The sequence below is a fragment of the Natronoarchaeum philippinense genome (assembly GCF_900215575.1).
In the GTDB taxonomy this organism is placed as follows: Archaea; Halobacteriota; Halobacteria; order Halobacteriales; family Natronoarchaeaceae; genus Natronoarchaeum; species Natronoarchaeum philippinense.
The window spans coordinates 34053-57084 of the sequence record NZ_OBEJ01000006.1; the positions used below are offsets into that span (position 1 = coordinate 34053).

The 23032-nt window shown below is 67.5% G+C and carries 19 protein-coding genes; 7 read left to right on the plus strand and 12 right to left on the minus strand.

Features of this window, described 5'->3' with window-relative positions; all coding sequences use genetic code 11:
- Position 1 precedes the first annotated feature (1 nt).
- Together CRO01_RS14935 and CRO01_RS14940 are read left to right on the plus strand one after the other, a co-directional pair.
- Complete coding sequence (locus CRO01_RS14935; RefSeq protein ID WP_097009969.1) at positions 2 to 1327, plus strand: extracellular solute-binding protein; 1326 nt, start codon at positions 2 to 4, stop codon at positions 1325 to 1327.
- 63 nt (positions 1328 to 1390) lie between these two features.
- Positions 1391 to 2575 carry an inorganic phosphate transporter gene (locus CRO01_RS14940; RefSeq protein ID WP_097009970.1) on the plus strand — a complete coding sequence of 395 codons (1185 nt, stop codon included), beginning with the start codon at positions 1391 to 1393 and terminating at the stop codon, positions 2573 to 2575.
- 319 nt (positions 2576 to 2894) lie between these two features.
- Here the strand turns inward: CRO01_RS14940 and CRO01_RS14950 are convergent, their stop codons facing one another.
- The gene (locus CRO01_RS14950; RefSeq protein ID WP_097009972.1) at positions 2895 to 4307 is read right to left on the minus strand and encodes a hemolysin family protein; all 1413 of its coding nucleotides are present in this window, start codon (positions 4305 to 4307) and stop codon (positions 2895 to 2897) included.
- A 201-nt stretch (positions 4308 to 4508) separates the two neighbouring features.
- Between CRO01_RS14950 and CRO01_RS14955 the strand changes: the two genes are divergently transcribed.
- The 3 genes from CRO01_RS14955 to CRO01_RS14965 all read left to right on the plus strand — a co-directional run bounded on the left by CRO01_RS14955 (position 4509) and on the right by CRO01_RS14965 (position 6725).
- Positions 4509 to 5762 carry a hypothetical protein gene (locus CRO01_RS14955; RefSeq protein ID WP_097009973.1) on the plus strand — a complete coding sequence of 418 codons (1254 nt, stop codon included), beginning with the start codon at positions 4509 to 4511 and terminating at the stop codon, positions 5760 to 5762.
- A gap of 123 nt (positions 5763 to 5885) precedes the next feature.
- Positions 5886 to 6215, plus strand: a complete 330-nt coding sequence (locus tag CRO01_RS14960) for a glutathione S-transferase N-terminal domain-containing protein (RefSeq protein ID WP_097009974.1) — start codon at positions 5886 to 5888, stop codon at positions 6213 to 6215.
- Positions 6216 to 6725 (plus strand): peroxiredoxin family protein, encoded by a 510-nt coding sequence (locus tag CRO01_RS14965; RefSeq protein WP_097009975.1) that lies wholly within the window; start codon positions 6216 to 6218, stop codon positions 6723 to 6725. It begins immediately after the preceding gene.
- Positions 6726 to 6776: 51 nt separating this feature from the next.
- Here CRO01_RS14965 and CRO01_RS14970 read toward each other — a convergent pair whose 3' ends face one another.
- Together CRO01_RS14970 and CRO01_RS14975 are read right to left on the minus strand one after the other, a co-directional pair.
- On the minus strand, positions 6777 to 8030 hold the full coding sequence (locus tag CRO01_RS14970) for an SPFH domain-containing protein (RefSeq protein WP_097009976.1): 1254 nt from the start codon (positions 8028 to 8030) through the stop codon (positions 6777 to 6779).
- Between the two features lie 102 nt (positions 8031 to 8132).
- Positions 8133 to 9875 (minus strand): excinuclease ABC subunit C, encoded by a 1743-nt coding sequence (locus CRO01_RS14975; RefSeq protein ID WP_097009977.1) that lies wholly within the window; start codon positions 9873 to 9875, stop codon positions 8133 to 8135.
- Positions 9876 to 10142: 267 nt separating this feature from the next.
- On the opposite strand from CRO01_RS14975, the gene CRO01_RS14980 reads away from it, so the two are divergent.
- Positions 10143 to 10922, plus strand: a complete 780-nt coding sequence (locus CRO01_RS14980) for a PHP domain-containing protein (RefSeq protein ID WP_097009978.1) — start codon at positions 10143 to 10145, stop codon at positions 10920 to 10922.
- Between the two features lie 33 nt (positions 10923 to 10955).
- On the opposite strand, the gene CRO01_RS14985 is transcribed toward CRO01_RS14980, so the two are convergent.
- The 8 genes from CRO01_RS14985 to CRO01_RS15020 form a co-directional block, all read right to left on the minus strand.
- Positions 10956 to 12695 (minus strand): histidine kinase N-terminal 7TM domain-containing protein, encoded by a 1740-nt coding sequence (locus CRO01_RS14985; RefSeq protein WP_097009979.1) that lies wholly within the window; start codon positions 12693 to 12695, stop codon positions 10956 to 10958.
- A gap of 76 nt (positions 12696 to 12771) precedes the next feature.
- Positions 12772 to 14208, minus strand: coding sequence for a single-stranded-DNA-specific exonuclease RecJ (locus tag CRO01_RS14990; RefSeq protein WP_097009980.1), 1437 nt, complete (start codon positions 14206 to 14208; stop codon positions 12772 to 12774).
- Positions 14209 to 14292: 84 nt separating this feature from the next.
- Positions 14293 to 15057, minus strand: a complete 765-nt coding sequence (locus tag CRO01_RS14995; protein ID WP_097009981.1) for a uroporphyrinogen-III synthase — start codon at positions 15055 to 15057, stop codon at positions 14293 to 14295.
- Between the two features lie 15 nt (positions 15058 to 15072).
- Positions 15073 to 15948, minus strand: a complete 876-nt coding sequence (cobA, locus tag CRO01_RS15000; protein ID WP_097009982.1) for a uroporphyrinogen-III C-methyltransferase — start codon at positions 15946 to 15948, stop codon at positions 15073 to 15075.
- Entirely contained in the window at positions 15945 to 17066 is a 1122-nt protein-coding gene (hemC, locus tag CRO01_RS15005; RefSeq protein WP_097009983.1) for a hydroxymethylbilane synthase, read from the minus strand. Before hemC ends, cobA begins: the two co-directional genes overlap by 4 nt.
- Positions 17067 to 17145: 79 nt before the next feature.
- Positions 17146 to 17562, minus strand: a complete 417-nt coding sequence (locus tag CRO01_RS15010) for a hypothetical protein (RefSeq protein ID WP_097009984.1) — start codon at positions 17560 to 17562, stop codon at positions 17146 to 17148.
- 110 nt (positions 17563 to 17672) lie between these two features.
- The gene (gene hemL / locus CRO01_RS15015) at positions 17673 to 19010 is read right to left on the minus strand and encodes a glutamate-1-semialdehyde 2,1-aminomutase (protein ID WP_097010009.1); all 1338 of its coding nucleotides are present in this window, start codon (positions 19008 to 19010) and stop codon (positions 17673 to 17675) included.
- 289 nt (positions 19011 to 19299) lie between these two features.
- Entirely contained in the window at positions 19300 to 20961 is a 1662-nt protein-coding gene (locus CRO01_RS15020) for an ammonium transporter (RefSeq protein WP_097009985.1), read from the minus strand.
- A gap of 397 nt (positions 20962 to 21358) precedes the next feature.
- On the opposite strand from CRO01_RS15020, the gene CRO01_RS15025 reads away from it, so the two are divergent.
- The gene (locus CRO01_RS15025; protein WP_097009986.1) at positions 21359 to 21835 is read left to right on the plus strand and encodes a cupin domain-containing protein; all 477 of its coding nucleotides are present in this window, start codon (positions 21359 to 21361) and stop codon (positions 21833 to 21835) included.
- A 2-nt stretch (positions 21836 to 21837) separates the two neighbouring features.
- Here CRO01_RS15025 and CRO01_RS15030 read toward each other — a convergent pair whose 3' ends face one another.
- On the minus strand, positions 21838 to 23025 hold the full coding sequence (locus CRO01_RS15030) for a hypothetical protein (RefSeq protein ID WP_097009987.1): 1188 nt from the start codon (positions 23023 to 23025) through the stop codon (positions 21838 to 21840).
- Between the last annotated feature and the right edge of the window lie 7 nt (positions 23026 to 23032).

The following is a 23032-nucleotide window of genomic DNA, read 5'->3' on the forward strand; positions in this document are numbered from 1 at the left end:
TATGGATACGAACCGACGGGCGCTGCTTCGGCGTCTGGGCGCGACGAGCGGACTCTCACTACTTGCTGGCTGTTCGGGTAGCCTTCCGGGCGGCGGATCGGGCGACGACGGCGACGACGGCGAGCCCGAACCAGAGAGCGACAACCAATCGGCCGGGGATGACAATACCTCGGACGGAGACGCCGACCAGCCGTCCGGCGGCAGGGCGATGCTCTGGCACTCGATGCGCCAGTCCGAGATCGAAACGTTCCAAGAGAGCCGCGACCAGTTCAACGACGCGCACGGTTCGACGATCGTCGCCAAGGAAACCGGGGACCTCCGGAACCGCGTCGAGAGGGCGGTGGACTCGGGCGACGGCCCCGAGATGTACCGCTGGGCACAGGACTGGGTCGGAGGACACTGGCAGCGTGACTTCCTGTACGACGCCAGCGACGACCTCAGCATCACCCCCTCGGACAAGTTCAGCGAGGCCGCCGTCCAAGCGATCACCGTCGACGGCGGCGACGCGACGATCGGCCTGCCAGTTGGGGGAGAGACGGTGACGCTGCTGTACAACAAGGACATGATCGACTCCCCGCCCGAGACGTTCGCGGAGATGGAGTCGATCATGCAGGAGTATTACAACCCGAACAACGGCAAGTACGGTCTTTCACACCCGATCGACGCCTACTTCGCCAGCGCTTGGATGCACGCCTTCGGCGGCTACTACTTCCAAGTTAACGACCGCGGCGAGGGCGTCACCGGTCTCGACCTCGACGAGACCAAACTGGGAATGCAGTTCCTTCGGGACCGCATCTGGCCGTACATCCCGCAGGACATCAACCCCGGCCCGCAACAGCAGGTCTTCCAGAGCGGCAACGCACCGTTTGCGGTCAACGGTCCTTGGATGATCGACACCTTCGAGCAGAACGGCGTCAACGTCGGCGTCACCTCCTTCCCCACCGTCGACGGCAACGCGCCGAGCCCCTACACGGGCACCACGATGTGGTACTTTTCGACCCGCATGGGCGACGACGCCAAGCGCCGCAAGGCCGCGCTCGACTACGCCGAGTGGATCGCCACGAACGAAGATCACCAGCTGGCGCGCGCGGAAGCCCACGATGCCGCCCCCGTGCTCGATTCGATCGACGCCGACGCTCTCGGCGAACGAGCCGCCGGGTTCAAGCGCAGTTACGACGCCGGGATCGCCATGCCGGCCCATCCCAAGATGAGCAGCGTCTGGATGCCCACCGAGGACGCGATGACTGCGGTGCTGCTCGACGGCGCCAGCATCGACGCTCGGTTCGATCAGGCCGCCGCGGAAATCCGATCCTCGTGGGACCAATAGGCGTCCGGAAACCGTGACTCGGTCGGTAGGCACTTGTAGGCGCCCCGGGTAATAAGGCGATAGATGGTCGATGCCGCGACGCTGGCGACGCTCGTGATCGCGGGACTGGCGAGCCTGTTTATGGCGTGGGCGATCGGCGCCGGCTCCAGCGGCTCGACGCCGTTTGCCCCCGCAGTGGGTGCAAACGCAATTTCGGTGATGCGGGCGGGCTTTTTCGTCGGCCTGCTCGGATTTCTCGGCGCCGTGTTGCAGGGCGCGAACGTTTCCGAAGCCGTCGGTCGTGAGCTGATCGGCGGCGTCTCCCTGTCCCCGACGGCGGCGACGTTAGCGCTGCTCATCGCGGCGACGCTGGTCGCGCTCGGCGTGTTCGCCGGCTATCCGATCGCCACAGCCTTCACCGTCACCGGCGCCGTCGTCGGCGTCGGGCTAGCGATGGGCGGCGACCCGGCGTGGGCGAAGTACCGCGAGATCGGGACGCTGTGGGTGCTGACGCCCTTTATCGGCGGCGGCATCGCCTACGCGACCGCCCGGACGCTACGCAACGAGTCGTGGGACGAGCAAGCGACCGTGCCGGTGCTCGCCGGCGTGGTCGGCGTGATCCTCGCAAACGTCGAGTTCGTCGTGCTCGGCCCGCCGGGCGAGGCCGCCGCCATTTCCGAGACGCTCGCAGCCGCGCTGCCGGTGGCGCCGCTGGTCGGGCGGGCGCTGGTGACGGTCCTGCTCGGCGTGCTGACGGCGCTGGCGCTGTACCGCGACCTGCGCGGCGACGCCGACCGGGGACAGCGCCGGTTCTTACTCGTGATGGGCGGACTGGTCGCGTTCTCCGCGGGCGGGAGTCAGGTCGGGCTCGCCGTGGGGCCGATGCTGCCGCTGCTCGAACCGCGGGGCGTCCCGCTAGTCGCCGCGCTGCTGGGCGGCGGCGCCGGCCTGCTCGTCGGCTCGTGGACCGGCGCGCCGCGGATGATCAAAGCCATCGCGCAGGACTACTCCTCGCTGGGGCCGCGCCGGTCGATCGCCGCGCTGATCCCTTCGTTTGCGATCGCCCAGACCGCCGTTTTCTTCGGCATTCCCGTCTCGTTCAACGAGATTATCGTTAGTTCGATTATCGGCAGCGGCTACGCCGCAGGCGGCGGAGGCGGCGTCAGCGCGAGGAAGATGGGCTACACGGTGCTGGCGTGGATCGGGTCGCTCGTCGGGGCGATCGTCGTCGGGTACGCGGGATACACCGCAGTGTCGCTCGTGTTCTAAAAAACGAAAGAGGACCGTCGGCGTCGTTACGAGAGCCGCCGCGTGGCGACGCCGTCGCGTAGCTGGCCGCCGCAGTCGGGACAGGTCGCGCGGTACGAGACCGGATGCACCGTCGTCTCGCACTCGCTGCATCTGTACCGTCGTTTTTGTATACTCATCTGAATTTCACCTGTGTAAGACAAGCAGTGCAGCACCATTAACTCTTTTTGCGCCTGATAGTTTACCATGATCAGGTCTGAATGATCATTTGGTCGGGAACAGTCGAGGTCGGCGGTAGTCTTCGAGGTAACTGCCGGCAGAGCGGCAGCCACGCGACGAGTTAGTTGTCGACCGACGCCTCGCTTTCCGGTTCGGCGGCGTCCACGTCGTCCTCGTCAGCCGTGTCATCCGGTTCGGGCAGTTGTTCGAGACGGGCCTGCTTGATCCGGGTGTTTTCGACCTCCTCGACGGTGATACGGATGCCGTCGTAGGTGATCTCCTCGCCGGCCTCGACGAGGCGTCCGGCCCGGTTGAAGATGAAGCCGGCGACGGTCTCGAACTCCTCGCCTTCGGGGAGGTCGATCTCCAAGGCCTCGTTGACCTCGTGGATGTTGACCTCGCCTTGAACGACCGCACCGCCCTCGACGTACTCGATCGGCTCGTCCTCGCCGCCCTCTAAGATCTCGCCGACGATCTCCTCGACCATGTCTTCCATGGTGATCAGCCCCTCGGTGGTACCGAACTCGTCGATGACGATCACCATGTGCATGCGCTCTTCGCGCATCTCGGTGAGCAGTTCGTCGACGTTCTTGGACTCGGGGACGTGCAGCGTGGGATTGATGAGATCCTCCAGTTCGAGCGCGCGCGAATCGGCCTCGCCGTAGTTGGTGTCCCGCACGAGGTCGCGGATGTGGACGATGCCGATGACGTTGTCGAGACTTCCCTCGTAGACCGGGACGCGGGCGTGCCCGCTCTGGACGCAGGTCTGGAGCGCCTCCTCGATGGACGCGTCGGCCGGCACCGCGGTCATATCGAGTCGCGGCGTCATCACCTCCTTGGCGATGGACTTGTTGAACCGGAAGATGCGCTGGAGCATCTCGCGTTCGTCCTCTTCGATGACGCCCTCGCGCTCGCCGGTCTCGATCATGTCTTGGATCTCCGAGCGCGTGACGTAGCCGGACTCGATCGCGCTGCCGCCGCCGGTCAGCCGATTGACCTGCCGGGTGAGGAAGTCGAACGTGATCACCAGCGGCTTGAGCAGGTACTCCGAGAACTTCAGGGGACGCGCGATCGTCAGCGCCCACGACTCGGTGTGCTCGACCGCGTAGGACTTCGGCGCGCTCTCGCCGAACAGCAAGACGAGCGCGGTGATGCCGAACGTCGAGAGCAACACGGCGACGCCAGCGTTCGTGACGTACATCCCGACGAGCACGGTCGCGATCGACGACATCGCGATGTTGACGAGGTTGTTCCCGACGAGGATCGTCACCAGCAGGCGGTGGGGATCCTCCTTCAGATTCTGGAGCGTCAGCGCACCGGGTTCGCCATTCTCCGCGAGCGCCTCGGTCCGGTAATCGGGCAGCGAGAACATGGCGATCTCCGAGGAGGAGAAAAACGCCGAAAGCCCGATCAACAGGACGATACTCGCAATGCCGAGCACAGCGACTGCTGAGTCCGCCAGTTCGATGCCGAGCAACGGCACTTGGGCGGCCAGTGGCGAGAACGGGACGGCCCACGAGACAGGTATACCCATCGACACGGGTACTTACCGGTCGGGTGAATTAACTCTTGTGCGGTCGTCCCGCGACGACGCAGGCCGACCTCGTAGTTTCCGGGCCGTCGATCGGCGGGGAGGAGTCGGCCGTGGCGACGTCGCCAGCCCGCGGAGACTACAGTCGGCGTTTGAGCCTCCGCGGGCTTGATACCGTCACGGTGGGTAACTCCGGACGAGACGATGCCCCGACGAACGCGACGTGACGCCCTCCGCTTGTGCGGTCTCGGCGCCGGAGCCGCTCTCGCCGGCTGTCTCGGCGACGCCGAGAACGACGACGAACCCGACGATCCGATGAGCATCGAGGAGGATCCGCCCGAAGAGCCGAACGAGGCCGAGGAGAGCCCCGAACTGGTCGACGCGACGACCGTCCACTTGGAACCGACGCTGTCGGCGCCGGACTGGTACGTCGAGAGCGAGTCGACGACCGCCGCCGTGACCGTGCTGGACTCCGAGAAGCGCGTCCGCGAGGCGATCGACCTCGCAGCCAGAACGGGCGACCGCCACGACGGCGCGACGTCGCTGGTCGCGAGCACCGACTTCGAGACATCGGTGCTCCTGCTCGTCGAGACCGTCGGCCCGAACACCTGTTATCGGTCGGTCGACGTATCCGAAGTGCAGGTTCGCGGGCCGCTGGTCCTGACGCTCGACGACGAGACGAGCGGGAACGAGAGCGCGTCGACGAGCGATGACGAAGCGCTGATCCGCGCCGACACCGCAGCGGTCGATACCTGCGAGGACGACGCCGGAGACGGCGGAGTCGGCGCGGGACAGGCGCTGACGTTCCCCGCCGCGCTGGTGCGCGTGACCGTCGACGGGCCCGTTCCCGACACCGCGAAGGTGACCGTCACGGATGGCTGGGGGCAAACGAGCACCGTCTCGGCGTCGGCGTCCGGTACGCCGTTGAACGGCGCGACGACCGTCCCCGGTCACGTCCGCCCAGACGGCGAACCGGCGACGATTCCCGCCCCGCTGACCTGCGAGGACGAGTCGTTCGAGCGCCACGGCCAGTACGTCCCCGAGAAGCGCGTCGAGTGGGGAACCGCGACCGGCGAAGACGGCGCCCCGAGATTCGAGATGCGCGTCGACCGGACGAGCGTCCGCCGCGGCGAGTCGGTGACCGTCACGATGACGAACGCCACCGACCGAGAGCAGTACACGGGCATCTGGCGCAAGTACAATCTCCAGGTCCGGACGGAGGCCGGATGGCAGGACGTGCGCGGCGCGCCCGACGGCGGCTCGATCGCGTACACGGACGAGGCGGTCGTGCACGAACCCGGCGAGGGGTTCGAGTGGACGATCGAGATAACGCCCCAAGGCATTCTCGACGGACCCTACGGGAAGGACTTCGCCGTCTGTCCGGGACTGCCCGCCGGACGCTACCGGTTTCTGTTCTGGGAACCGGCCGTTGCGGTGGCGTTCGATCTGCGCAGGTAGACCCGGCGCGTCGGCGGAACGGCCCGCGAGTTCGGGGCACCCAGTGGCCTCGCGCGCCGCCGCTCAGCCGGCAACCCCGACCGCTGACCCAACGTTTTCTGCTCTGCCCGCCGAAGCGGTAGTATGAGCGACACCGCCACGCCGATCACGTTCTACCGACTACAGGCCTGCCCGTTCTGCGAGCGGGTCGCCCGCACGCTCGACGAACTGAACCTCGAGTACCGCTCGCGGTTCGTCGAGCCGATGCACTCGAAGCGAAACGTCGTCAAGCGCGTCAGCGGGAAGCGGTCGGTGCCCGCCATCGTCGACGACGCCACGGGCGTGACCATGTCCGAGAGCGCCAACATCGTCGAATACCTCGAACAGACCTACGGCGGCGACCGCGGCGAGCGGCCCGATGCCGCCGGCGCGACAGGTGCGACCGGCGACCCGAGCGCAGGGGGTGACGCGTAGATGGAGTTCGATGTCGTCGAGTTCGAGGAGACGGCCCACCTCGAAGTAGGTGAGGTCGCACCGGATTTCACCCGGCCGCTGGTCAACGACGAGTACTGGGAGGACCGGTCGCTCTCGGAACTCACGGACGACGGCCCCGTCCTGCTCGTGTTCACGACGATGGACGGCGCGTTCCCAGCGACGTACGTCTGGAACGAGCTACGCGAGCGCGCTTGGGAAGACGAGTACGACGTGCGGATCGTCGGCGTCTCGATCTCGGACCCCTACTCGCACAAGCGCCTGATCGAAGATCGAGAGATCGACTACGAACTGTTCTCCGATCCGAAAAACACCGTCGCCGTCGAATACGGCATCGCCCACGATCTCGATGGCATGACCGGGATCAACGAGCCCCGGCCCTCGGTGTTCCTGCTCGACGAGGACCGAACCATCGAGTACGCATGGGTCAGCGAGGAGTGGCCCGAGTTCCCCGACTACGACGAGATCGAAGCCGCGCTGGCGGACTTTTGAGCGAGCGCTAGCCCGAACGTCGGCGTCCGGCGTGACGACGCGGCGACCCGGTCAACGCTCCCGGTCCTCGGCCAGTTCCGTCGCCTCGTCGTCCTGACGATCCTGCGAGTCAGCGCTCGAAAGAGCTTCTCTTTCGGCGTCGCCGCCGTCCGACGCTTCCGCACGTGTAGGGCCAGCGCCGGCGATATCCGTCTCCGCTTCGCTGGCGGTACCAACATCCTCGACCTCGCCGAGGATTTCCTGCACGTCGTCGAGCCCCAGCAGGTCTCGAGTTTCGGCGTCGAGCGAGAAACTGTCGAGCGTCGCCCGTTCGTCTGCCACGTCGCTTCCCGAGAGCTGCGCACCGTAGCGGCCGACCAGCGAGGTCAACTCCTGTGGCAACAGGAACGTCGCCGACTCGCTGGCGCCGATCACCGCCAACGCCTCCAGCCCGCGATCGAGGACGGCGCGCTCGCCCATCGATTCGGCCGAGCGCGCCCGAAGCACCGTCGAGATGGCGTCACCCTGTGCTTCGAGAATCTGACTTTGCTTTTCGCCCTGCGCGCGGATGATGTTGGACTGCTTGTCACCCTCTGCCTGTTCGACCGCGGAGCGACGCTCGCCTTGGGCTTCGAGGATCATGGCGCGGCGCCGACGCTCGGCGCTGGTCTGTTGTTCCATCGCGCTCTGGACGCCGCGACTGGGCGTGACCGCACGCACCTCGACGGCCTCGACGCGGATCCCCCACTCGTCGGTCGCCTCGTCGATCGATCGGTTGATCCGACGGTTGATCGTCGAGCGCTCCTTGAGCGTCTCGTCGAGTTCCATATCGCCCAGCACGGCCCGGAGCGTCGTCTGGGCGAGGTTCGAGGTCGCCCGTTTGTAGTTGTCGACCTGCAGGTACGCCTTGCGAGCGTCCATGACGCGGATGTAGACGACGGCGTCGGCCTTCACGGGCGAGTTGTCCCGCGTGATCGCCTCCTGCATCGGCACGTCGATCGTCTGCGTTCGCATGTCGTAGGTGAAGGTCTTCGAGACGAACGGTGGGACGAAGTTGATCCCGGGTTCGAGCAGTTCGCGGTACTCGCCGAACACCGTCAGCGCGCGTTTCTCGTAGGCACCGACGATCTCGACGGCGCTGGTGACGGTGACGACGGCGAGCACGAGCAACAACGTCCCGACGACCGTCGCTGGCGAGACGGTCAAGAACGTCGTCACTACCCACACCGCGGCAGCCAGCGCGAGAAACCCCACGAGCACGGTTCGCGGTCTGAGTCCCCACTTCCTGTTGACGCGCTCCACAGCGCGACCCCCCGATCGTGCCATACGTGAGGTAAGGATCGAGTGTTGTTAACGGTTCGCACTACCGATCAGTGCGGCGAGCACTGCAGCAGGGTCACAGAGCGGGGCCGATCCCGGGAGCAATCGTCACAGCCGTTCGTCGATCGTCGCCGCCGTCTGCTCGCCAACGCCGTCGACGCTCCGTAGCTCGTCGACCGACGCCGACCGGACGCCGTCGACGCTGCCAAAGCGCCGGAGCAGTCGCGTTCTGGTCTCGGGGCCGATCCCCGGCACGTCGTCGAGCGCCGTCGAAACGTCGTCCCGGAGCGTCTGGTGATACTGCACCGCGAACCGATGGGCTTCATCGCGGACGCGCTGGAGCAGGTGCAACTGCGGCGCGTCGTCCGGCCAGTCGTAGGTCCGGTCGGACGTGATCACCAGCTCCTCGTCCTTGGCGAGCGCGACGGCGGGTACGTCCCAGCCCGCCTCGTCGAGCGCGTCGTGGGCCGCCGAAAGTTGGCCCTCGCCGCCGTCGATCAGCAGGAGGTCGGGATCGGGACGGTCGTCCCGGCCCTCGACGGCGCGGCGGGCGCGCCACTCGACGAGCGCCTGCATGTTGGCGTAGTCGTCGTTTCGCTCGTCGAGCTTCTTCCGTCGGTAGTCGTCGCTCTCGCGGGAGCCGTCGACGAACGTCACGTCGCTGCCGACGACCGCTTTCCCTTGGGCGTGGCTCACGTCGAACCCCTCGATCCGGTCGGCGGCGTCGATGCCGAGGGCACTCTTCAGTGCGCCGGTCTCGTCGCGGCGGCCGCCGGAGCGTCGGGCGTTTTTCAGCGCGAGGTCGACCAGTTTCGACTCGCGGCCGGCACCCGGCACCCGGACCGCGACGCCCTCGGCGTCGAGCCACGCCGCCAGTTCGGGGTCGTCGGGATGTTCGGGCAGCAGCAAGGCGTCGGGCAGCGTTCGCTCGGCGTAGTACTGCGGGACGAAGGCGGCGAGCACCCGCGGGATCTGGTCCGGGCCGCTCTCGGGCGCCGCGACGGTGTGGCGCTCCCGATCGACGAGTTGGCCGCGCTCGCTGTGGAGCCGGGCGACGGTGGCGTCCTCCCCCTCGACCGCGACGCCGAGCACGTCGACCGCTCGCTCGCCGCGGTCGTCCTCAGCACTGACCGCGGCGCCCCCCTCGCCGTGGAACTGCTCGACGGTCTCTAACCTGTCTCGCAGGTTCGCGGCGCGCTCGAACTCTTTGTCCTGCGACGCCTGCTCCATCGCCTGTCGAAGCGGCGTCGCCAGCACGCCAGTCTCGCCCTCGAAGAATCGCCGAACGGATTCGACATCGTCGGCGTACGCTTCCTCGGAAATTTCACCCGTACACGGCGCCGTACAGAGCCCGACCTCGTAGTCCAGACAGGGTCGGTCGCGCCCCGAATACTTGTGATCCGAACAGCCCCGCAGGCCGTAGGTCTCCCGCAAGGCCTTGACGACGGTCTCGACTTCACCGCGATTCGTATAGGGCCCGTACACCGTTGCGGCCTCGTCGGGGTCGCGCGTGATCTCGATTCGCGGGACGGCGTGGTCGGTGAGCTGAACGAGGGGGTAGGACTTGTCGTCCTTCAGGCGGACGTTGTACCGCGGCTGGTGGCGCTTGATCATATTCGCCTCCAGCAACAGCGCCTGGGTCTCGGTGTCGGTCACCGCAACGTCGATCTCCGCGGCGCGGTCGACCATCCGGGCGATCCGGCGGCTCCGCGGGTCGGCGTAGGACCGTACCCGGGAGCGCAAGTCGACGGCTTTCCCGACGTACAACACCTGTTCGCCGTCGAGAAACTGGTAGACGCCCGGCTCTGTCGGCAGGTCGGCAGCGCGCTCGCGCACGGCGTCGGCGTCCATCGCGCCGGGCTAGGGAGTCAGTGGGTTTGAGAGCTACGCCTACGGGCGACGCCGCTGGAGCAATAGCTCTGGAACCGGCTCGGTAGCGAACAGGCGGCAGCGTCGGTTTGCGATGTGGGTGCCACACAGCCTCCTCGACCAGCATCGCAGCGGGTGGTTAGATCACGGCGGTGCTGGTCGTCCCATCGCTCATAAACCCGCGGCCGAACGAGGGCGCGATCACAGAATGGTGCCTAGCGTTTAGTTCCGTCCCGCGAAACTCCGCCTGTGCGCGACTTCCACCTCCACACGAGCTACTCCGACGGCGCCTTTCTCCCGGCGATGGTCGACGCCGCCGCGGCGGCAGGCCTCGAAGGGATCGGGCTGGCCGACCACTGCGTCGTCACGGAGCGCGAGGCGGCCCGCGACGAGCGCGCTCGGTACGGGTTCACGCTCGATCGAACCTACGAGCGCCGGCGGCGGGCCATCGAACAGGCCCGCGATCGGGCAGACATCGAGATGTACGATGCCGTCGAGATGAACTACGAACCACGTGACGAGGACCGGATCGGCGAGTTTCTGGCCGACGCCGAGTTCGAGTACTCGCTCGGCAGCGTCCACGCGGTCGACGGCCGGTCGATCCAGTCGGCGTCGGCGTTCGCCGATCTGGACGGGGTCGAACGAGACCGCGTCGTCGACCGGTACTTCGAGAATCTCGTCGCGCTCGTCGAGTCTGAGCTGTTCGACGTGGCGGCCCACCTCGATCTCACCGAACGGACGCCACCGCTTCGCGGGCGCGCGACCGAGGACCATTATCGCCGCGTCGCAGCGGCGCTCGCGGACTCTCGAACCGTTCCCGAGATCAACGCCGGGCGAGCGCTACGCGACGACGGGATCATCCATCCGAGCGAACCATTTCTGGACATCCTGCGCGAGTTTGGGGTCGCCGTCACCGTCGGAACCGACGCTCACAGGCCCGACGAGATCGGCGATCGGGCCGCGTTTCTCGAACGGTTCCTCGACGACCGCGGCATCCGTCCGGTGGCACCGCCGGGACTGAAACGGTGAGGAACGGCCGCTGCGCAGCGTCGGGCTGGCACGTCAGTCGGCTGTGCTCTCTTCGGTCGCGGCGTCTCCAGTCGCGGGGGTCTCAGCGACCGGTAGCTGGAGTCGGACAGCGGTCTCGGCGTCGCGCGTCTCGAACTCGATGTCGCCGCCGAGCGTCGAGACGCCCCACTTGACGAACCACAGCCCCAGCCCGCTCCCGTGGTCGAGTGCCGTCTCCTCGCCGTCCTCCACCACGTCGATCTCGTAGTCGGGAACCGATGCCCCGATCATCCGGACTTCGAGGCGGGAGAACTCCGACGAGAGCCGGCCGCGCGATTGGATCTCGAACTCGGGAGGATCGTCGGCATACTCCAGACAGCTCTCGAAAAGATTGACCAGCACGACGCGGAGCAACCGCTCGTCGGCGTCCAGCACCAGCGAGGAGGGCACGTCAATCTCGATCCCGGCGGGACGCTCGTCGAGGCGCGCATCGGTCGTGACATCGTCGAGGACATCGTCGAGCGAAACGGGATCCTGGGACCCATCGCGCTCGTCGGAGACGGCCTGCTCGAACTGGCGCGCACGGGTGCCAAGTTCCATGAGCTCGATCGTCATCTCCTCGGCGACGTGCAGCGTTGACGCGACGCCGTCGTCGTCGATGCGCTCGGACGCCATCTCGAGGTAGCCGTGGACGACGTTCAGATCGTTTCGCAGGTTGTGCCGGAGCGTCCTGTTGAGCACCTGTAGTCGCTGTTCGCGCTGGCGCTCGACGGTGATGTCCTGAAAGACGAGCGTGTATCCGACCTGATTGCCCGACGAGTCCCGGAGAATCGACGTTGAGATGGCGTACTCACAGTGGCGACCTTCCGAGCGGATCGTGACGTGCTGGTCGCTCCCGTCGACGGTCAGCGACGGATCGACGACCTCGGAGACAGACGTGCCAAGCGCCGCGGTGTCAGTCGTGTCGAGCAGTTGCTCGGCGGCGTCGTTGAGTCGGACAACCAACCCGTTTTCGTCGAGAACGACGATCGGGTTCTCGATGTCGTCCAGAACCGTCTGCTCGGCCGCCCGACGGGTCGCCGGATGCGAGTGGAACATGTTGTTCCCGACGAAGGCGTACGCATCCAGCGCGACGTGGGGCAGAAACATGACCGCCATCGCGTTGAACTGCGGAGCCGGTCCGAGTTCGAAGAGCCAGACGACGCCGCCGAGACCGGGCGGGACGGCACTGAGCGCGACCGCGGCGGCCTCGCGCCGGTACAGCGGGCCGTAGCTGAGAACCGTGTCGAACAGCAACAGCGTGGCGACGCCGGCCGCCAGCACGCCGCCGACGAACACCGCGATGGCCCACGGTTGAAGCGCGTACTGGGCGCCGGCCTGTCCGAGGATCGGAACGACGCGGAAGTCGGTCCAGAGCAGCCCGGTCGCCGGCGTCGCCAACGCAGCCAGCGTCAGCGCCACGGGGGCGGCGAAGAGCGCGCGAAACGGCAGCGTCCGGACGATCGCGCTGCGACCGGTGTACGCGAGCGCGAACGCCAGAAACGGGACGCCGGTCCACGCGAGACCGATCCAAGCGAGCACCTCCAGCGCCTCCCGGACGCCGGGATCGAAGACGAGCAACCCGGCGCCGTAGGACAGACAAAACAGCGCCATCGACCCGATGGTGAGCAGGAACCAGTCGACGCCCGGCCGGTCCCGGTAGCCGAGCAGGTACCGGAGCAAAAACAGCGCTCCAGCGCCTGACGCGAAGGCGGCGAGTGCCAGCCACGGTATCGACGACGCGATCGGAGACATTCGATTCGACCGAAACCTAGTGTTTATTCACAATAAGTGTCTCTACTGACCGGTCTCAAAACGTGAACGTCCGGGGTCAGGATAGTTGATCGCCGACGATCTCGTCTGCGTGCTCGACGAACTCGGCTTCGGTGCCCGCAGGAACGGTCGCACCCGCGGCAACGTCGTGGCCGCCGCCGTCGCCGCCGACCGCCCGCGAGGCTCGGCCCATCACGTCCGAAAGATCGAGCCCCTGCCGAACAAGCGAGTGGGTTCCCCGAGCCGAGACTTTCACTTCCTCCTCGGATTTGTTGGCGAAGGCGACGATCGGCCGGCCGCGATCGATGCCGTCGGCGCCGACGGCCATCCCCGCGACGATGCCGACGATCGTCTCGCGGATCCGGTCTTCGGCGTGGAACCACTGGAGGTTGTCCTCGCGTGTGACGCCCTCCTCGGTGACCCACTCGATCCCCTCCGAGAGGTTGCGCCGGTGGTCACGAAGGAGTTGGCGGGCGCGGTCCAGCGCCGGGCCGCGGTCGCCCAGACAGACCGCCAGCCCCACGTCGGCCCGCTCGTAGCGCGCGGTGGCGTTCAACAGGGTGGAAAACTCGCTGGCGTCGCGCAGTTCGGTGCCGACCGACTCGTCGGCCAGCGCGTACGTCGTGGCGACTAGTCCGTCGATCTTGTCGGCGGGGACGCCGCGAGAGACTGCACGCTGGACGAGCGCGCTGGCGACGGTCTGGCGCTCGTCGTCGTCGAGATCGACCCAGCGGCGCCACTCGCCCCCCGATTTCAGGTCGAGATCGAGCCCGTCGAGAAACGAGAGCGCGCCGCTCTGGTCGTTCGAGATGCCGGGGATATTCACGTCGCTGGAGTACTCCAGTAGTTTCGGGAGCGGGCGGGTCTGCTTGCCGTACAGCGCGAGGTCGGTCGCCGTCTCAAGTACGTCCGCGTCGACGCCTTCCTCGACGATGCGCTCGTTGGCGCCCTGTAGTTCGCCGCCGCTTGCCTGCATATCGCCGACGGCGCCGACGACCGCCAGCGCGGCCAGATCGCGGTTGTCGACGCCCTCGGGTTCGAGCGCCCGCGCGAGGACGTAGCTCGCGCCGGCACCGGAGAGTTCGGAGGCGCCATTGATGCCAAAGAGCAGCGGGTTGAGGTGGAACTCGGTGTCGGGCGCCGCGGCGTCGTCGGATGCAGCGCCGGCGGGCTGGTGGTGGTCCGCGATCACCGGCGTGAAATCGCCCGCGGCCTCGTGCTCGGCGATGATGTCGAGCTGTCCGCTCCCGAAGTCCGTAAACAGCACCGTATCCGGTTCCAGTTCGGCGATGCCGGCGATCTCCTCGGCGTCGAGTTGCTTGCTGAACACCGTCCGGAAGGGGATCTCGGCGCGCTCTAACGCCGTGGCCGCGATCGCCGCGCTCGTCAGGCCGTCGGCGTCGATGTGGGAGGCCAGCACGACGCGGTCGGCGGATCGCAAGTGCTCGGCGCAGGCGTCGGCACGCTCGGCGAGGTCCGGGATCGGCGCGTCCATCAGTCGCTACGACGTTCGTCGGAATCCCGGATAAACCTGCGGAATCGGTGCGTCAGAATGGTCCAGCGCGCGGTTGGTCCGCCGTCACTCGGTGTACGTCGGCGCGCCGTCCTCGATCGTCGCGCAGGCCAGTTCCTCGAAATCGGCGCGCTCGGGAACGACATCCACGTCGATCCCCAGCGACTCGGCCGTCTCCCGGGTCGGCTCGCCGATGACGCCGACGGTAGCGGCTGCGAGCCCCGCGACGGCGTCCTCGCGCACGCCCCGGTCGGCGGCGGCGTCGAGGAAGTGCTCGACGGTCAGCGAGGAGGTAAACAGCGCGGCGTCGAGGTCGCCCTCAGCGGCCAGTTCGGCCGATTCGCCCGCGCCGTCGGGGCGAACGAGTCGGTAGAGGATGGTCTCGTGGACGTATGCACCGGCGTCCTCCAGCCCGTCGGTCAGCACTTCGCTGCCGTGGTCGCTCCGGGCGACCTCGACGCGAGCGCCGTCGACATCCTCTGCGAGCGCGTCGACCAGCCCCGACGAGGAGAACTCCTCGGGGACGAGATCGACCTCGTAGCCGGTCTCGCGCAGGATGTCCGCGGTCGGCTCGCCGATGGCACAGACCGTCGCGTCGCCGGGGTCCCAGCGCTCGGCGGGTGCTGCGCCCTCGCCGCCCCGTTCGCCGGACGCCAGTTCGACGCCGGTCTTACTCGTCAGGACGACGAAATCGGCGTCCGAACGGGGAGTGTCGCCGGTCGGCTCGACGGCGAGCATCGGGTCGGGCACCGGCGTCGCGCCGAGCGATTCGATCAGTTCGACGGCGTCGGCGAGGCGTTCGTCGTCGGGGCGAAAAGCCGCCACCGTCATATCTCGGGCCACGGGTCAGTCCTCCCCGAAGACGTCCCGGTCGGGCCGATCCGCGGCGTCGGCGTCCGGTTCGTTGTCCAGAAAGTCCAGCACGCGATCGCGCGTGGCGGCGACCTCGCCGATCACGGTGATCGCGGGCGGTTCGATCCCTTCCTCGTCGCGCACGTCGACGATCGTCTCTAACTGTCCCGTAGCGACGCGCTGGTCGGGCCACGTGGCGCGCTCGACGAGCGCGACGGGCGTGTCGGCGTCCATCCCGGCATCGCGCAGCGCGGCGGTGTAGTCGGGCAGTTTCCCGACGCCCATCAGCACGACGAGGGTGCCGCCGGTCGCCGCCAGCGCGTCCCAGTCGACGGCGGACTCCTCCTTGGTGGGGTCCTCGTGGCCAGTCACGAGCGTGACGCTGGAGGCGTGATCGCGGTGGGTCGCGGGGATGCCGGCGACTGCCGCGCCGGCGATCGGCGAGGTGACGCCGGGGACGACCTCGACGGGGACCGACCGCTCGGCGAGGTGGACCAGCTCCTCGCCGCCGCGGCCGAACACGAACGGATCGCCGCCCTTCAGCCGGACGACCGTCTTGCCCTCGCGGGCGAGTTCGACTAGCCGGTCGTTGGTGTACTGCTGGGAGGTGCGCTCGCCGCCGGCGCGCTTGCCCACGTCCTCGCGTTTCTCCTCTGGAATCAGGCCGATGATGTCCGGGCCCGGCAGCTTGTCGTGGAGCACCACGTCGGCCTCGTCGAGCAGTCGCCGGGCCTTGACAGTCAGCAGGTCGGGGTCGCCGGGGCCGCTCCCGACGAGATAGACCTTGCCGTCGGCCGGTTCGGGAGCGGCGTCGCCCGCCGCGTCGTCGGACCCCGATCCCGCCGCGGCGTCGGGATCGCGGGCGTTCATGCAGACTCCTCGCGCTTGGCCTCCGGCTCTTCGTCATCGCGGCGAGCCTGCGCGATCAGGTCGTCGGCGCCCTGCTCGGCCAGTTCGCGTGCGAGCGACCGGGCCGCCGCGACGTGACGGTCGGCCGGCAGATCGCGGCTCGCGGTGACGGACTCGGTGCCGTCGCGGCTGTACACCTGCACGTCGGCGTGGACGTACTCGCCGCGCAGGACGGCGTGGACGCCGATCGGCGCGACGCAGCCGCCGCCGAGTTCGGCGAGGACGGCGCGCTCGACGGTCGTCTCGACGCGCGTTCGGGGGTGGTCCAAGAGCGTGGTCAGCGCCTCGCCGATCTCGTCGTCGCGGCTCGTCACGGCCAGCGCGCCCTGTCCAGGCGCGGGGACGAAGCCGCTGGTCGGGAGCTGTCGGTACTCGACGCGGTGGGCCAGGCCGCTGCGGTCGAGGCCGGCTTCGGCGAGCACGATGGCGTCGTACTCGGTGTCGGGCTCGCGTTCGAGGGCGCGGCGCTCGATCTCGTCGAGCTCGGAGAACCACGTCTCCACGTCCTGCTCGTAGGGGTGTTCGTAGTCGTCGTCGGTCGAGCCCTTCTTTTCTTTCTCGGCCTCGGTGCGGGCCTCGTGTTCGGCCTGCAGGCCGGGAGCGAGCAGTTTCTCGATCCGAGTGTCGACGTTGCCCCGAAGCGGTTCGACCGTCAGGTCGGGGCGGGCGTCGAGCAGTTGGGCCTGCCGGCGCAGGCTGGAGGTGCCGACGGTCGCGCCCTCGGGAAGCTCGTCGAGCGTCGAGCCGTCGGGCGTGACCAGCGCGTCGCCCGGCGTGGCGCGCTCGGGGATGCCGGCGACGAGCAGGTCGTCGGGCTGGTCGGTCGGCATGTCCTTCATCGAGTGGACGGCGGCATCGACGTCGCCCTCGATGACTTTCTCGTCGAGACTCCGGACGAACGCCCCGGTCTTGCCGAGCCGGTGGATCAGTTCGTCCTGAATCTGGTCGCCGGTCGTCTCGACCTCCACCAGTTCAACGTCGTAGCGGCGGTCCTCTAAGACCTCCTTCACCGTCGTCGCCTGGCGGAGAGCCAAATCCGACCCCCGTGTCGCCAGACGAATCGTTCCGCGAGTACTCATACACGGACCTGAGAGAGCCACGGTGAAAAGGACACTCTTTGGCCGGCAGCGCGGCGCTGGACGGCGGGCCCGGCGGCGGTCAGCCGACGCTCCGGAACCGGCGGTACAGGTAGTAGCTGGCGACGACGGGCGCGTACCCCGGAACGAACAGCCCGACGGCGCCGAGCAGCGCCCACGCCTCGCGGTCGGGCGACCAGTCGGCGGCGTCGAGCGGGAGACTCCTGAGATCCTGATGGAGCGCCAGCGGGAGCGACAGCGTCACGAGAAACGCCGGCGTTCCGAGCACCAGAATCGTGACTTTGGGCGAGAGAAACACGCCAGCGGTAGGGATCGGCTGGCCGACGACGACCGAGAGGGTGAACATCGGCGCCAGCGCGAGCGTGAGCGTGTAGACGACGGGGACGGCGGCGATGAGATACCACCACCGGCTTCCGCCGGCTGCCGGCGTCTCCTCTGACGCGACGGCTGACGCCTGTGACGCGGTGGCGTCGGACACGATTGAGCCGTCGTCACAGCGCCCAAAAAGTATGTACCGGTTACCAAAAGCGCACGGCGTCGAGCGACGGTACGCCGCGGTTACCGGACCGACCGGTGAGGCGGAAGTGCCTACAGCGCCTGCTCGTAGGCGTCCAGCGCCGTCTCGATGTCCTCTTCGGTGTGGGCGTAGCTGACGAACTGGGACTCGAACTGGTTCGGCGTGAGGAAGACGCCCTGCTCTTTCATTGCGGGCCAGAACAGCCGCTCCCAGCGCTCGGTGTCACAGTCGGCGACCTCGGCGCCGTTTTTCGGGCAGTAGTCGTAGCGCGGGCAGTCGGGTCGTTGCTTGCAGCCGGCCTCGCACTGGCCGTCGGTCGAGCCGGGACCCTCGCGCGTGAACAAGACCTTGAACATGCTGTCGGTGCCGGCGACGGTGTACTGGGGCGCCTTGTCGGCGACGATCTCGGTGAGCCCGCGGCGTAGCTTCTCGCCCAACTCGTTGACGTGCTCGTACACGTCGTTCTCGGCGGCGTATTTCAGTGACTCGTAGCCCGCCGCCATCGTGACGGGGTGACCTGAGAACGTACCGGCTTGGAACACGTCGCCCGCGGGCGTGAAGTGTTCGATGATCTCGGCGGGGCCGCCGATCGCACCGACCGGGAAGCCGCCGCCGATCACCTTGCCGAACGTCGTCACGTCGGGCGTGACGCCGAACTTGCCCTGAGCGCACTGCAGGCCGCCGACGCGAAAGCCCGTGATGACCTCGTCGAAGATCAGCAGGGAGCCGTGGTCCTCGGTGACATCGCGCAGCGTCTCCAGATAGCCGTCCTCGGGCATCACGATGCCCATATTTCCGAGCATCGGCTCGGTGAGCACGGCGGCGATCTCGTCGCCGTGGGCCTCGAACGTCTCGTGAACGGCGTCGAAATCGTTGAACGGCACCGGGAGCGTGTGCTCGGCGAACTCCTCGGGGATGCCGTTGGTGCTCGGGCCGTGGTCCTCGACATCGCCCTCGACGAGCGTCGACTCTTGGGCGCCGTGGTAGCCCCCCTGCATGACGACGATCTTGTCGCGGCCGGTGTACCCCCGAGCGAGGCGGACCGCCGAGACGGTCGCCTCGGTGCCGGAGTTGACGAAGCGCGTCATCTCGACGCTGGGGACGTGCCGGGCGACGAACTCCGCGAGGTCGACCTCGATCTCGGTGGGCGCGCCGTACATCGGCCCCTCGCTGGCGGCCGACTGGATCGCGGCCTGCACGGGATCGGGCAGATCGTGGCCGTACAGCAGCGGGCCGTAGCCGTTGACGAAGTCGACGTAGCGGTTGCCGTCGGCGTCGACGACGTGGCCGCCGTCGCCTCGCTGGACGAAGAAGGGATAGGGCCTGATCGCACGGACGGAAGAGTTGACGCCGCCGGGGATCGACGACAGCGCCCGGTCGTACAGGTCGCGCGAGCGGTCGTGGTTCATGCTCCCGTGGTGGGCCTCGCGCGTGAAATCAGTACCGAAGGCGGGTGTGGCGACAGCGTACCGGAGCACGAGACGCCGTCGAATCCGCCACTGGACGATCAGCGGCGTCCCGGCCGGCACGAGCACCGAAGTCGTCGCTGTCGACGCTGCGGTGCTGTCGCTATCGACGTTGAAAACGAAAGAATCCGGCACGGTCGCGGGGGCCACCCACCGACGCGCCGGCTGCAACGAGACTCGTGGCAGAGACAGCCGAAGCCGTTTCGCCGATATCGTCCGGCGACGACCGCCCCTACACTGCGTCGGGACCTCTCTTTCCGGTGCGGACCTGCAGGGCGTCGTCGACCGGCATGACGAAGATCTTGCCGTCGCCGGGTTCGCCGGTGTTGGCGCCCTCGCGGATCGCCTCGACGACATCTTCGACGGGTACGTCGGCGACGACGCATTCGAGTTTGACCTTCTGGTGGAGGTCGACCGTGTACTCCTCGCCGCGCCACTGGCCCTTCTTCGCGGGCTGGCTGCCGCGGCCGGAGACGTTCGTGACGGTCAGCGACGGCGCGCCGGCTTCGGCGAGTTGCTGTTTGACCTCGCCGAGGCGGTCGGGACGGATCATCGCCATGACCATCTTGATCTCGCTCTCGGCGACGCCGCCGTCCGTGCGAACAACGTCGTTGCCGCCGTCGGTTGCCACGTCGGGCTGACCGAATTCGGGGTAGGTGTCGACGCCGTGTTCGGACACGTCGAGCCCGTCACGCTCGTGCTCGGGGGTGACGCGGGCCTGCCCGGCGAGCTTGAGCGCGCCGAACACCGCGGCGGTCGCAACGACGGTCCACAGGCCGATCACGCCGACGCCGAGGACCTGCACGGCGAAGGCTTCGAGGACGGTCGTGCCCTCCAGCGCGGCCGAGGTGGCGACGAACGGGAACAGCAGCGTGCCGAGGATGCCGGCCGAGCCGTGGACCGGGAACACCGCACAGACGTCGTCGATCTTCAGGCGCTTCTCGACGAACTCGAAGACGATCGGGAGCTGGGCGCCGGCGAGGCCGCCCACGACGAACGCGCCCCACCACGTGGTGGTGTCGGGAATCGCGGTGATGCCGACGAGGCCGGCCAGTAGGCCGTTTGCGACGTACAGCGTGTCGACCTTGCCGGTCTTGAGCAGGGACACCGTCCCCGCGCCGATCGCACCGCAGGCCATTGCGATCGTCGTCGTCATCGCCACGCGACCGACGGTCTCGAACGCACCGAGCACGAGCGCGCCGTCCTCGACGGCGAACACCGTCGCGGCGGTGCCGACGTTGAAGCCGTACCAGCCGAAGGCCAAGATCAGCGTCCCGAGCACGGCGAAGGTCAGCGAGTGGCCGGGGATGACGTTGACCGTGCCGTCCTCGTTGTACCGGTCCATGCGCGGACCGAGCACCCACGCCGCGGTGAGGCCGGCGACGCCGCCCATGCCGTGGACGATCATGCCGCCGGCGAAGTCTTGGAACACCACGCCGTTGATGGCGATGAGTTCGCCGGCCCACGTCAGGCCGGTGACGACGGGGTAGATGACCGCCGCCAGCAGGAACGTGTAACCGACGTACGCGCGGAGTTTCGCGCGACCGGCGACCGCGCCGGAGACGATCGTCGCCGCCGTCATCGCGAAGACGGCGCCGAACAGCCAACTGACCCAGTCGTTTGCGCTCTCGGCGGCAAAGGCGGGCGAGAACCCGCTTCCGCCGACGAGCGAGGAGACGCCGGCACCGATCAGGAAGAACACCGTCACGCCGACCGACCAAGTCAGCAGGTTCTTCGTCAGCTGGTTTGCGACGTTCTTCGAGCGCACCTGCCCCGCCTCCAGCATTGCGAAGCCGGCGTGCATGAAGAAGATCAGGAACGAGACGACCAGCACCCACATGAGGTTGATCCCCTCGGCCAGCACCGTCGGATCTACCTGTAGGGGCGTTACCATGCCGTCACCTCCGCGATCCCCGTAGTCCCCGGGGGAGAGGACTCGTATTCGTCCACCAATTCGCTCGTATTGCGAACGATCGTGTTCTGCATTACGATTAGACTTCATGAAGCACTCCAATATAAGGATTAGCGTTTACGTTCGTCTACTATCGAACTCCCTAATTGGAAATCTCTCGAAGTAATAGTAGGTTATACGTATATAAGGACGTTCGTCTGCCGAACTTCGCGCTCGTTCGGTATTCCTTTTGGACGAACGTACATACGAGTTCGACTGAGTCAAACGCTCGTTTCGGGAGTTGTCGTTCCCCAGTGCGGGCGTGAGTGACGACGCCGAGGCCACACGGCAACACCAAACCCGGGGTACGTTTATTGTCGCTCGGGCCGGGACACCGGACATGGAGAAAACCGCGATCGAGGAGGTCGAGACGGAGATCAACCCGATGCGCGTCCACAGCGTTCGCAAGCCCGTCTCCCGGGCACTGGGGACGACGGACGTGGCGATGAACTACTTCGAGCTAGAGCCCGGCGAGTCCTTCTCGGGAGCGTTGCACACCCACGAAGATCAAGAGGAGATCTTCTACGTCGAGGACGGCACCGCGACGTTCGAGGTCGGCATCGACCGCGAGACGGTCGAGGTCGATGCTGGCGAGCTAATCCGATTCCCGCCCGGCGAGTTCCAGAAGGGCTCGAACGAGGGCGAGGACCGCGTCGTCGGCTGGGCGATCGGCGCGCCGGGCGCCAGCCACGACTGGGACGAACTGTACTCGCGTGCGTACTGTCCGCAGTGCCAAGAGGAGACGAGACAGGATGTCGGATTCGGCGACGGGCAGTTTCAGCTCGAATGCACGGAGTGTGGCTACGGGCAGGGGTAGCGCTACGGCTCGAACCGTCGAATGAGACTTCCGCCCGTTCCTCGCCAGCTAATCTGGAGCGATTCGTCGGTGAACAGCGTGACCGAGTCGCCGGGGGTGACGGTCTCGTACTCGTCCGCGAACTGTCGATCGTACAGATCGCCGCCGACAGTTTCGAGCGTCAGCCGGTCGGCGTCGACCGGATCGCCGGCGGCGTGTTCGACCGTCAGCTTCGCGGCGATCTCCTCGTATTCGACCGTCCACGTGACGGTCGGCGCCGGCAGTCGGTCGATGTCGGCGCCGAACTCGGCGGTCGGCGCGGTCTGGTCGAGTCGGATCGTTCGGCCGTCGGTGCGGACGACGCCGAGGTCGCCGTCGACCAGCAGATCGCCGGCGGCGTCGCGAACCACCGAGGCGTCGAGCGCCTCGGCCTGCTTGGGTTCGGGAAACTGCACCACGAACGACTCGTGAGTCGACTCGCCATCGAAGTCGAGGAGCCGGGCGTACGCGTTGGCGCGAGTGATGTCGAGCGCCTCCTCGGCGTCGGCGCCGACGTTGCTATAGATCCGGGCCGGGCGACCGATCGCCTCGGTGAGCGCCGCGGCGGCGTCGCTGTACTCGTGTAATCGCTGCACTTCGCCGCGGCGGGCGTCGACTACGGCGTCGAGCAGGTCGTCGTCTGCGAACTCGTGTTGCCAGACGACCGCCCCGTCTTTCACGGCGGCCCGCTGGCCGAGCGACCCCTCGAACAGCGCGAAGTCGCCGCGAGTGCCCGACTCCTCGTAGCCCGTTCCGAGCAGCGTCTCGATGACGGCGTCGGCGTCGTACGAACCGACGACGACCGAGATCCAGAGCGGCATCGGATCGATCACGGCGTCGATGTCCTCGAAGGAGATGCCGAGGGCGTCCTGCCCGCCGCGAAGGTTGGCGAGCCACCGATACAGCGGTTCGGGCAGTCGATCCTCGTGGGCGGCGAGCGCGCGAACGTCGAGATACCAGTAGCCGACGAAGTCCAATCCGTTCTCGGGCACCTCGGGGGACGGAAACCACTGCCGATACGTCGGCTCGCGCTCGGGCGCCAGCGCGGTGCCGGTGTCGGATGCATCGTCCGAGGAAAGAATACCGGAACAGCCCGCGAGGGCGCCGCTCGACGCCGCTGCGGCGCCCGCGACGGTCCGGCGGAGGAGACGGCGACGTGACAGGAAAGTCATAGCTCCG

Excerpts from the sequence above, each read along its gene's own strand:
- CRO01_RS14935 (WP_097009969.1), top strand. The coding sequence starts at position 2 with ATGGATACGAACCGACGGGCGCTGCTTCGGCGTCTGGGCGCGACGAGC.
- CRO01_RS14940 (WP_097009970.1), top strand. The coding sequence starts at position 1,391 with ATGGTCGATGCCGCGACGCTGGCGACGCTCGTGATCGCGGGACTGGCG.
- CRO01_RS14950 (WP_097009972.1), bottom strand. The coding sequence starts at position 4,307 with ATGGGTATACCTGTCTCGTGGGCCGTCCCGTTCTCGCCACTGGCCGCC.
- CRO01_RS14955 (WP_097009973.1), top strand. The coding sequence starts at position 4,509 with ATGCCCCGACGAACGCGACGTGACGCCCTCCGCTTGTGCGGTCTCGGC.
- CRO01_RS14960 (WP_097009974.1), top strand. The coding sequence starts at position 5,886 with ATGAGCGACACCGCCACGCCGATCACGTTCTACCGACTACAGGCCTGC.
- CRO01_RS14965 (WP_097009975.1), top strand. The coding sequence starts at position 6,216 with ATGGAGTTCGATGTCGTCGAGTTCGAGGAGACGGCCCACCTCGAAGTA.
- CRO01_RS14970 (WP_097009976.1), bottom strand. The coding sequence starts at position 8,030 with ATGGCACGATCGGGGGGTCGCGCTGTGGAGCGCGTCAACAGGAAGTGG.
- CRO01_RS14975 (WP_097009977.1), bottom strand. The coding sequence starts at position 9,875 with ATGGACGCCGACGCCGTGCGCGAGCGCGCTGCCGACCTGCCGACAGAG.
- CRO01_RS14985 (WP_097009979.1), bottom strand. The coding sequence starts at position 12,695 with ATGTCTCCGATCGCGTCGTCGATACCGTGGCTGGCACTCGCCGCCTTC.
- CRO01_RS14990 (WP_097009980.1), bottom strand. The coding sequence starts at position 14,208 with ATGGACGCGCCGATCCCGGACCTCGCCGAGCGTGCCGACGCCTGCGCC.
- CRO01_RS14995 (WP_097009981.1), bottom strand. The coding sequence starts at position 15,057 with ATGACGGTGGCGGCTTTTCGCCCCGACGACGAACGCCTCGCCGACGCC.
- cobA (WP_097009982.1), bottom strand. The coding sequence starts at position 15,948 with ATGAACGCCCGCGATCCCGACGCCGCGGCGGGATCGGGGTCCGACGAC.
- hemC (WP_097009983.1), bottom strand. The coding sequence starts at position 17,066 with ATGAGTACTCGCGGAACGATTCGTCTGGCGACACGGGGGTCGGATTTG.
- hemL (WP_097010009.1), bottom strand. The coding sequence starts at position 19,010 with ATGAACCACGACCGCTCGCGCGACCTGTACGACCGGGCGCTGTCGTCG.
- CRO01_RS15020 (WP_097009985.1), bottom strand. The coding sequence starts at position 20,961 with ATGGTAACGCCCCTACAGGTAGATCCGACGGTGCTGGCCGAGGGGATC.
- CRO01_RS15025 (WP_097009986.1), top strand. The coding sequence starts at position 21,359 with ATGGAGAAAACCGCGATCGAGGAGGTCGAGACGGAGATCAACCCGATG.
- CRO01_RS15030 (WP_097009987.1), bottom strand. The coding sequence starts at position 23,025 with ATGACTTTCCTGTCACGTCGCCGTCTCCTCCGCCGGACCGTCGCGGGC.